Annotated in this window: 9 protein-coding genes; 6 read left to right on the top strand and 3 right to left on the bottom strand. The window is 70.3% G+C overall.

The features are described from left to right. The 4 genes from WBL05_RS03280 to WBL05_RS03265 all read left to right on the top strand — a co-directional run. On the top strand, positions 1–542 hold a 542-nt coding region (locus tag WBL05_RS03280), incomplete at its 5' end, for an Fpg/Nei family DNA glycosylase (protein ID WP_424223712.1). Positions 543–667: 125 nt separating this feature from the next. Beyond that, positions 668–901: a hypothetical protein gene (locus WBL05_RS03275; protein WP_424223710.1), complete on the top strand. Its 234-nt coding sequence runs from the start codon at positions 668–670 to the stop codon at positions 899–901. Positions 902–922: 21 nt separating this feature from the next. Continuing rightward, entirely contained in the window at positions 923–2,035 is a 1,113-nt protein-coding gene (locus tag WBL05_RS03270; protein ID WP_424223709.1) for a JmjC domain-containing protein, read from the top strand. After that, positions 2,032–2,892, top strand: a complete 861-nt coding sequence (locus tag WBL05_RS03265; RefSeq protein ID WP_424223708.1) for a sucrase ferredoxin — start codon at positions 2,032–2,034, stop codon at positions 2,890–2,892. The genes WBL05_RS03270 and WBL05_RS03265 overlap by 4 nt, the downstream gene beginning before the upstream one ends. A gap of 12 nt (positions 2,893–2,904) precedes the next feature. On the opposite strand, the gene WBL05_RS03260 is transcribed toward WBL05_RS03265, so the two are convergent. Beyond that, complete coding sequence (locus WBL05_RS03260; RefSeq protein ID WP_424223706.1) at positions 2,905–3,531, bottom strand: NADPH-dependent F420 reductase; 627 nt, start codon at positions 3,529–3,531, stop codon at positions 2,905–2,907. A 69-nt stretch (positions 3,532–3,600) separates the two neighbouring features. Between WBL05_RS03260 and WBL05_RS03255 the strand changes: the two genes are divergently transcribed. Next, on the top strand, positions 3,601–4,635 hold the full coding sequence (locus WBL05_RS03255; RefSeq protein ID WP_424223705.1) for an LLM class flavin-dependent oxidoreductase: 1,035 nt from the start codon (positions 3,601–3,603) through the stop codon (positions 4,633–4,635). 177 nt (positions 4,636–4,812) lie between these two features. Here the strand turns inward: WBL05_RS03255 and WBL05_RS03250 are convergent, their stop codons facing one another. Next, positions 4,813–5,586, bottom strand: a complete 774-nt coding sequence (locus tag WBL05_RS03250; protein WP_424223703.1) for an SDR family NAD(P)-dependent oxidoreductase — start codon at positions 5,584–5,586, stop codon at positions 4,813–4,815. A gap of 92 nt (positions 5,587–5,678) precedes the next feature. Here WBL05_RS03250 and WBL05_RS03245 point away from each other — a divergent pair, with 92 nt between their 5' ends. Next, positions 5,679–6,389: a YdcF family protein gene (locus WBL05_RS03245; protein WP_424223702.1), complete on the top strand. Its 711-nt coding sequence runs from the start codon at positions 5,679–5,681 to the stop codon at positions 6,387–6,389. Here WBL05_RS03245 and cydC read toward each other — a convergent pair. After that, positions 6,310–7,935: a thiol reductant ABC exporter subunit CydC gene (gene cydC, locus WBL05_RS03240; protein ID WP_424223701.1), complete on the bottom strand. Its 1,626-nt coding sequence runs from the start codon at positions 7,933–7,935 to the stop codon at positions 6,310–6,312. The two genes, WBL05_RS03245 and cydC, sit on opposite strands and share 80 nt — an antisense overlap. Positions 7,936–8,079: the final 144 nt, after the last annotated feature.

Here is an 8,079-nt window from a genome sequence, read left to right as displayed (position 1 = left end):
CCGCCGACCTGCGCGGACCGCAGTGGTGCCGGCTGATCGAGGCGGCCGAACGGGACGAGGTGATCGCCTCGGCCGGGCCCGACCCGCTGCGTCCGGACGCCGACCCCGAAGGGGCCTGGCGGAGGCTGCAGGCCACCCGACGTCCGATCGGGGCGGCGCTGATGGACCAGTCGATCTTCGCCGGGGTGGGCAACATCTTCCGCGCCGAGGTGCTCTACCGGCACGGCATTGACCCCGATCTGCCCAGCAACCGGCTGCCACGTGCGGTCTTTGAGTCGGTGTGGGCCGACCTGGTGGCGCTGATGGCCTACGCGGTGGCGTCCGGCCGCATCGACACGGTGCGCCCCGAGCACAACCCCGAGGCGATGGGACGACCCGAACGTGACGACGCCCACGGTGGGGAGGTCTACGTCTACCGGCGCCACAACCAGCCCTGCCTGGTCTGCGGAACCGAGGTCGAGGTCGCCACCATGGCCGGCCGCAACCTCTACTGGTGCCCCCACTGCCAGCCAGCCGGCTCCACCGGTACCCCGCAGCACTGACCACTGCGACCTGGGACCAAGCCCATCAGACCCCAGACCGCAAGCTGGATCAGCTGTCGCGCTGCGCCGCGACGATCACTTAAGGTTCAAACACGCGCAGTCCCATCTGTGGAAGGAGTGTTGACATGACGAACGACCCCCGCGAACGCGAGGAATTCGCCCTCACCGATGAAGACATCACCACCAGCGGCGGCGAAAGTCTCGGCGACCTGGTGCAGGAAGGCGACGCCGACGGCAAGGACGGCGACAGCACCGACGGCCGGGATGGCGACAGCACCGACGGCCGCGACGGCGACAGCACCGACGGCGTCGATGGCGACAGCACCGATGGCGCAGACGCGGACGGAACCGACGCCTGAGCCCTGGACTACCTGGAACTGTTGTCCGGGGACTCCCAGGCCTTCGTCGCGGAGGTCTGGGGCCGCCGGCCCCTCGTCCACCAGGCCGACCCCGATCAACTTCAGCAGATCTTCGGGCTCGACCACGCCGACCAGTTGCTGACCACCAGCGCCCTGCGCACCCCGCAGGTCAGGCTGGCCAAGCAGGGCAAGGTGCTCGACCAGGCCCTCTACACCCGCAAGGCGACCATCGCCGGTCAGCCGATGACCGGCCTGCTGGACGCCGCGAAGGTGCTCGCCCTGTTCGACGACGGCGCCACCATCGTCTTTCAGGGCCTGCAGCGCTACTGGGAACCGCTGCGCCAACTCGTCCGCGGGCTGGAGCAGCAGCTCGGGCACCCCTGCCAGGCCAACGCGTACCTCACCCCACCCGGTTCGCAGGGCTTCGCGCTGCACCGCGACACCCATGACGTGTTCACCTTCCAGACCTACGGCAGCAAGGACTGGGAGATCCACGACGCCGATGGCGCCCGCCAGGTCATCATGCAGCCCGGCACCTCGATGTACCTGCCGACCGGCACCCCGCACATGGCCCGCACCGGGCAGGACGTGGCGTCCCTGCACGTCACCGTCGGGATCAACCGATTCGTCTGGTCGGACTTCCTGCGCGATGTGGTGAACCGGGTCATCACTGGCGACGAACGACAGGCCGAACCGCTGCCGGCCGCCCTGTTCACCGATCCCGGCGGCCTGGCCGACGCCCTGAAGGACCGGCTGGCCGGCCTGGCCGCGCAACTGCAGGCGGTGGACACGCTCGCCGAGGTCGACCGGCTGGAGACGACCTTCAGCACCGGGCGTCAACCGGTGCTGGCCGGGGCGCTGCTCGACCTGCTCGACGCCCGCCGGATGGACGCCGGAACCACGCTCCGCCGCCGCGTTGGCAGCCAGTGCACGCTACGGCACCGGGACGGCAAGCTCGAACTGCTGCTCGGTGACCGACGACTGTCCATGCCGTTGCAGGTTGAGGACGCCGTGCGGGCCGCGCTGGAGGCGGACCAGTTCAGCCCGGAGGACCTCGACCACCTTGACGCCGACAGCTCGGTGGTGCTGTGCCGCAGGCTGGTGCGCGAGGGGTTGCTGGAAGTAGTTCGGTGAGCCGCTGCTCGGACGCGAGCCGGGCCCGCGGTGAACCGCTGTGGGCCACCGCCTCCACCGTCCGAACGTTCCTGCTGATGGAGGACCCCGGCCCGTGGGGCCCGCAAGTGCTGCACAGCCACCGGCTGCCGCCCGAGCTGCGGGCGGTGCTGAGCGACTGGCGTCGCCAGGTGGGGCTGCGGCCGCTGCTCATCCGGCGACCAGGACGATCCGCGCCCGGCCCCAGGAGGGTGTTCATAGCCAACGCCCGGTTCGGCTGGTTGCAGACCACGGTGGTTGAGGAACTGGGAGAGCTGATCGACCTCGACCCGTCCGACGCCTTGGGTCGCGACGGCATCGGCTGGGAGGACCACCTGGACCCGGTGGTGCTGGTGTGCACCCACGGCCGGCACGATCCGTGCTGCGCGACCCGCGGCCGGCCGGTGGCCGCGGCGATCTCCGGGCAGTATCCCGGCCTGTTGTGGGAGGCGTCGCACCTCGGCGGCGACCGGTTCGCCGGCAACATGGTCGTCCTGCCGCGCGGCGACTACTTCGGCCGGCTCGACGGGGACGACGGGGTCCGGGTGGTGCGCAGCTACCTGGCCGGCGAGCTCGACCTCGACCACCACCGGGGACGCAGCACCCAGTCCTGGCCGGTGCAGGCCGCCGTGTCGGCAGCCCGGAGGGAGTTCCGGGTGACCGGTTTCGACGAGGTGGTTCCGGTCGGGCTCGATGGCGGGGTCGTCGAGCTGCTGGTGCAGGGCCAGCGCTGGCGGGCCGAGGTCTCCGAGACGCTGCGGGAACCGGAATTGCTGACCTGCAGCGCCCAGGAGCCCGAGCCGGCGCGCAGCTACGAGGTCGTCCTCAGCCGGCGCTGACCGGCGGGCGGGTCAGGCGTCCAGCACTTTTCGCATGCTGGTGGCGTCCAGCCAGGTGCCGAAGACCGGGCCATTGGGCTCGAGCAGCCGCGACCGGTCGAACGGCACCGGGACCGGGTCGAAACCGATGTCGTCCACGAGCTGGCTGACCAGTTCCCGGGCCTCGCGGTCGTCGGACGCGACGGCCACCGCGCGGCGGCTCGGTACCTCCGCCGACCGGGCGTCCGCGGTGTAGTCGTGGTAGCCGAGGTGGTTGAGCGACTTGACCAACCGCATCCGCGGGTTGCGGCTGGCGACCAGCTGCGAGGTTGAGCCGTTGCGCTCGGTGGTGGTCGGAGCGGGGCCGTCCACCGGCTCCCACAGGTTCATCGGGTCGAGGACGACCTTGCCGTCCAGCAGTGAGTAGTCGATCTGGTCGGACAGGCTGAACGGCACCGCGAGCATCACGATGTCGGAGTCGGCCACCAGATCGGTCAGCGGGACCAGTCGGGCGTCCGGCACCATCGCCTCGACGATCAGGCTGGTCAGGTCGGCGGGTGCGGAGTCGAAGAAGTCGACCTGCCACCCGGCGTCGCTTGCGGCCCGTCCGATGGTGGTGCCGAGCTTGCCAGCACCGATGATCCCCAGAACCCTGCTCATGTCGCCTCTAACGCCAGGTCGGCTTGGGTAATTCCGGAATGATCCCGGGTTGCGCCGCGTTGATGGCATATGGCTTCGAAGGCGATCGAATTCGGCATCGACAGTTTCGGTGATCTCACCCACGACCTGAGCGGCCACCCCATCCCCCACGCGCAGGTGATCCGCAATGTCGTGGCGGAGGCGGTGCTGGCCGACCAGGTGGGGCTGCACTACATCGGTCTGGGCGAGCACCACCGCGATGACTTCGCCATCTCGTCACCCGACATGGTGCTGGCCGGGATCGCGTCCCGTACCGAACGCCTTCGGCTGAACACGGCGGTGACGGTGCTCAGCTCCGACGACCCGGTGCGGGTCTACGAGCGGTTCGCCACCCTGGACGCCCTTTCTTCGGGCCGCGCCGAGATCACCCTGGGGCGGGGTTCGTTCATCGAGTCGTTCCCGCTGTTCGGCTACGAGCTGTCGGACTACGAGACGTTGTTCGAGGAGAAGCTGGCGCTGTTCGCTGAGCTGCGCACCAACCAGCCGGTGACCTGGCGCGGCGAGTTGACCCAGAACCTGGACAACGTGAGCCTGTACCCGCCGCTGGAGCATGGACCGCTGCCGACCTGGGTGGCGGTCGGCGGCAGCCCGGAGTCGGTGATCCGGGCGGCCCGGTTCGGTTTCCCGCTGATGCTGGCGATCATCGGCGGGCCGCACGAGCGGTTCTACCCGTTCGTCGACCTGTACCACCGGGCGCTGGCCAAGTTCGGCAAACCGGAGCAGCCCGTCGGATTCCATTCCTACGGGCACATCGCGCCGACCGATGAGCAGGCCCGCGAGCAGCTCTACCAGCCGTGGCTGGAGATGACCGGACGCATCGGCGCCGAACGCGGCTGGCCGCGTCCGAACCGGGAGCAGTTCGAGCACGAGATTGAACAAGGTTCGATGCTGGTCGGCTCGCCCACCACTGTGGCGCACAAGCTGTCGAAGGTCATCCAGACGCTGGGTGCCCAGCGGGCCTCGCTGAAGATCAGCTCGGGGACGCTGGCACACGAGCATCTGATGACCTCCATCGAGCTGTACGGCACCGAGGTGGTGCCGATGGTTCGGGAGCTGCTCGACTGAGGCACCCGCGCAGATTTCCGGTTCCGGCACGCTCTAATGCGATTCCGGGCCGTTGAATCGTTGAATTCCCGGTTGCGCGTTTCGAAACCGGAACTCCGTTGACCAGCGCGGCGGGGCCAGCGCCATCTCCCTCGGAGCCGCCGGCCGGCCTCACTCGTACCAGTGCCCCGGCATGCCTCACTCGTACCAGTCGCCGGCCACCGTCATGCCGCCGTCAGCCATCCACGTCGCGCCGGTCACGAAGGACGCCAGCGGTGAGCTGAGGAAGCAGATCACCTCGGCGATCTCGCGCGCAGCGGCGAACCGGCCCAGCGGGATCCGGGCCTCGATGGGCGCCTTGTTCAGGCTGCCCTCGGCCACCAGCTTCTCGATCCACGCACCGGCGACGTAGCCCGGGCCAACCGAGTTCACCCGGATCCCGTCCTTCGCCCACTCGACCGCCAGCGTTCTGGTCAGCCCGTTCAGGCCTGACTTCACGGTGGTGTAGTTTGCCCGCTGCGGCATGCCCATCAACCCGCCAACCGACGAGATCGTCACGATGGATGCCTGGTCGCTCGCCACCAGCAGCGGATACCCGGCCCGGCAGCACCGCATCGTGCCGCTGAGGTGCACCTGCAGCAGCGAGTCCCAGTCGTCGTCCGACATGGTCGCGCTCGGCGCGGGGCGCGCATTGCCGGCGCAGCAGACCAGCGCGTCCAACCGTCCCTCCACCTCGCCGATCGACTCGAACGCGGCGTCCACGCTGGCTCGGACGGTGACATCGGTCAGCACGCCGCGTGCGGCCGGCCCGAGCTGCGCGGTCGCCGTCTCCAGCGAAACCGGATTCACGTCCAGCAGCACCACCCGGCCACCGCGCTCCACCCACAGGCCCGCGGTCGCCAGCCCGATTCCGGACGCGCCGCCGGTCACCGCCATCACCGGCTGGTCGTGGCTGGGTGCAGTGGATGCCATGGTCGTCCTCCTTGAGCAGTTGCCGTCCGGCTCAGTCTTCCACCCGCCGCGAGTGGCAGATTGGTGGGGTGGATCGGCGAGGGAGCAAGGTTGTGGCGGCGGCATTACTGGCCGCAGCTGCCGGCTACCTCGCGGTGGGTGAGCTCAGCCACGCCTGGGCGCACGGCCGGGGTCTGCCCCCGGGGCGCCGCAACCGGGCCGGGGACGCCGTCGGCAGGCGTGAGGCCATCATCGTGCTCGGCTACCCATCGCGTCCGAACGGTAGCCCGCACCCGCTGCAGCACTGGCGGGCCCGGATCGCCGCCCGCTCCATCTCGCCCAGCGCATCAGCAACTACGATCATCTGCACCGGCGCTGCGATCGACTCGGAACGATCCGAGGCCGCCGTGCTCGCCGACCTGCTGTGCGAGCTCGGCGTCCCACCCGAACTGATCGTGCTGGAGGAGCGGGCCCGCTCGACCTGGCAGAACATGGAGTTCGCGGCGCTACTGGTTGCCGATGCCGAGGTGATCAAGGTGGCGTCCAACTCACTGCACGCCTGGCGGGCCCGCAGGTTCTTGCGCCGCCAGGACCTGGAGTTGGCGCGCCGGCTGGCGGCCGCCGATGACTACCGCTTCGGCGAGTACTGGTGGCTGAAGACGCCGCTGGCCATCTATGAGGCGGTGGGGCAATGGCGCGAATGGCGATATCCGAGGCTTCCGGACGCGTCCCCGCCCAGGTGGCTCAACGGCTACCGGCCACCGCCCACCGGTCGAGTTCGACGACCCGGTCGCAACGCGCCATCAGGTCCTGATCATGGGTGATGACCAGCATCGCGGCCCCACCCAGCGACGAGAACAGGTCGTCCAGCAGCGCGTGTGCGGTCTCCCGGTCCAGGTGTTCGGTCGGTTCGTCCAGCACCACCAGCTCGGGCTGCTCGGCGGCCACCAGCACCCGCGCCAGCGCTACCCGCTGTGCCTCACCACCGGACAGGGTGGCACCCTCCTCACCGACGACTCGCTGCGGATCCAGCGACAGACCGGCCCTGGCCATCGCCCGGGCCACGTCGGCCTCGCTGGCGTCCCGGTTGCCGATCCTGACGTTCTCGGCGAGTGTGGTGGCGAAGATGTGGGCGTCCTGGGCGAGGTAGCCGATTCTGGCCGGTGCCTCCAGTGACCCACCGCGGACCGGGATCAGACCCATGATCGTGGCCGCCAGCGTGGTCTTGCCCAGCCCGGACGCTCCGACCAGCGCCACCGACTCCCCGGGCGCCACCGTCAGGTCGACCCCCTCCAGGATCGGCCCGGCGTCCGGCCAGCCCGCCGCGACCCCGGCCAGCCTGAGCCCCCTCACCGGTTCCGCTCCTCCGGTCGGCTCGGCGACCACCCGGTCACCGGATCCGACCGGTTCGGCGTCCAGGACATCGAGCACGCGCCCCAGTGCGGTGCGGGCCCGGGTCAGGGTCTGGGCCGCCTTGGTGAAGTCGGCGTACACCTCGTGCAGCGCCAGCGGCACCAGCGCCAGGATGGCCAGGTTGCGGGCCAGCAGGTCGCCGGCAACCACGGCGGGTCCGCCGATCAGCAGCGCCGCGGCGACCGCTATCCCGGTCGCCAGCAGTTGCATGCCGGACGCCACCCCGCGCGTCCAGGCACCCGTGGCCTCGGTCTCGCGCAGCTCCAGGTCGACCGCGGCCAGCCGGGCAGTCGCGGCATCGGTCTGGCCGTAGGCCACCAGGTCTGGTGCACACCGGGCCATCTCGCGCACCTGATCGCCCAGTTCGCCGCGCGCCGGGACGGCCCGGCGGTCCGCTTCCCGCGACCAGCGCTGGGCCAGCCACGGCATCACGATCCCGGCCAGGATCGAGGTGCCGAGCAGCACCACCGCGAACAGCGGGCTGAAGATCGACAGGACGATGCTGGCACCGATCATCACCACAGCCGCCGACGAGAACGGCAGCACCACCCGAACCACCAGGTCGACGATCGCCTCGACGTCGGCGGTCACCCGCACCAGCAGGTCACCGTGCCGGCGGCCCAGCAGCGTGGTGCGGCTGAGCTTGTCGTAGGTGATCAGCCGCAGCGCACTCTGCATCCGCAGCGCCAGGTTGTGGCCGACCAGCCGTTCCAGGTAGCGGCCGACCCCGCGTCCGATACCGAAGAACCGCACCATCGCCGAGGCGGCCAGCAGGTAGAGCACCGGGGGATGCTCGGCGGCCCGGCTCAACAGCCAGGCGGAGGTGCCCATCAGGGCGACCGACGCGCCGCTGGCGAAGGTGGCCAACGCGATCGCGACCACCAACTGCCGCCAACCGTGGTCGGCCTGCCGCAACAGGCGCCTGACAAGGGCTATGACGTGCCGGGTCGGAGTCACTGGCGCACCTCCTCGACCGGTCCGCCGGCAGGTACGGGGGAGACCATCTCGTCGGCCAGTCGCAGCAGCGCCGGCCGGTGGCTGACCACCACCGCGCCGACCCCGGCCGCCCGCACCGCTGCCACGGCGGTAGCCTCGGTGGCC

It is taken from the genome of Brooklawnia sp., from assembly GCF_049651565.1.
GTDB lineage: Bacteria > Actinomycetota > Actinomycetes > Propionibacteriales > Propionibacteriaceae > Brooklawnia.
The sequence above is the reverse complement of the archived record's forward strand: the minus strand, read 5'-3'. Positions and strand labels throughout refer to the sequence as shown.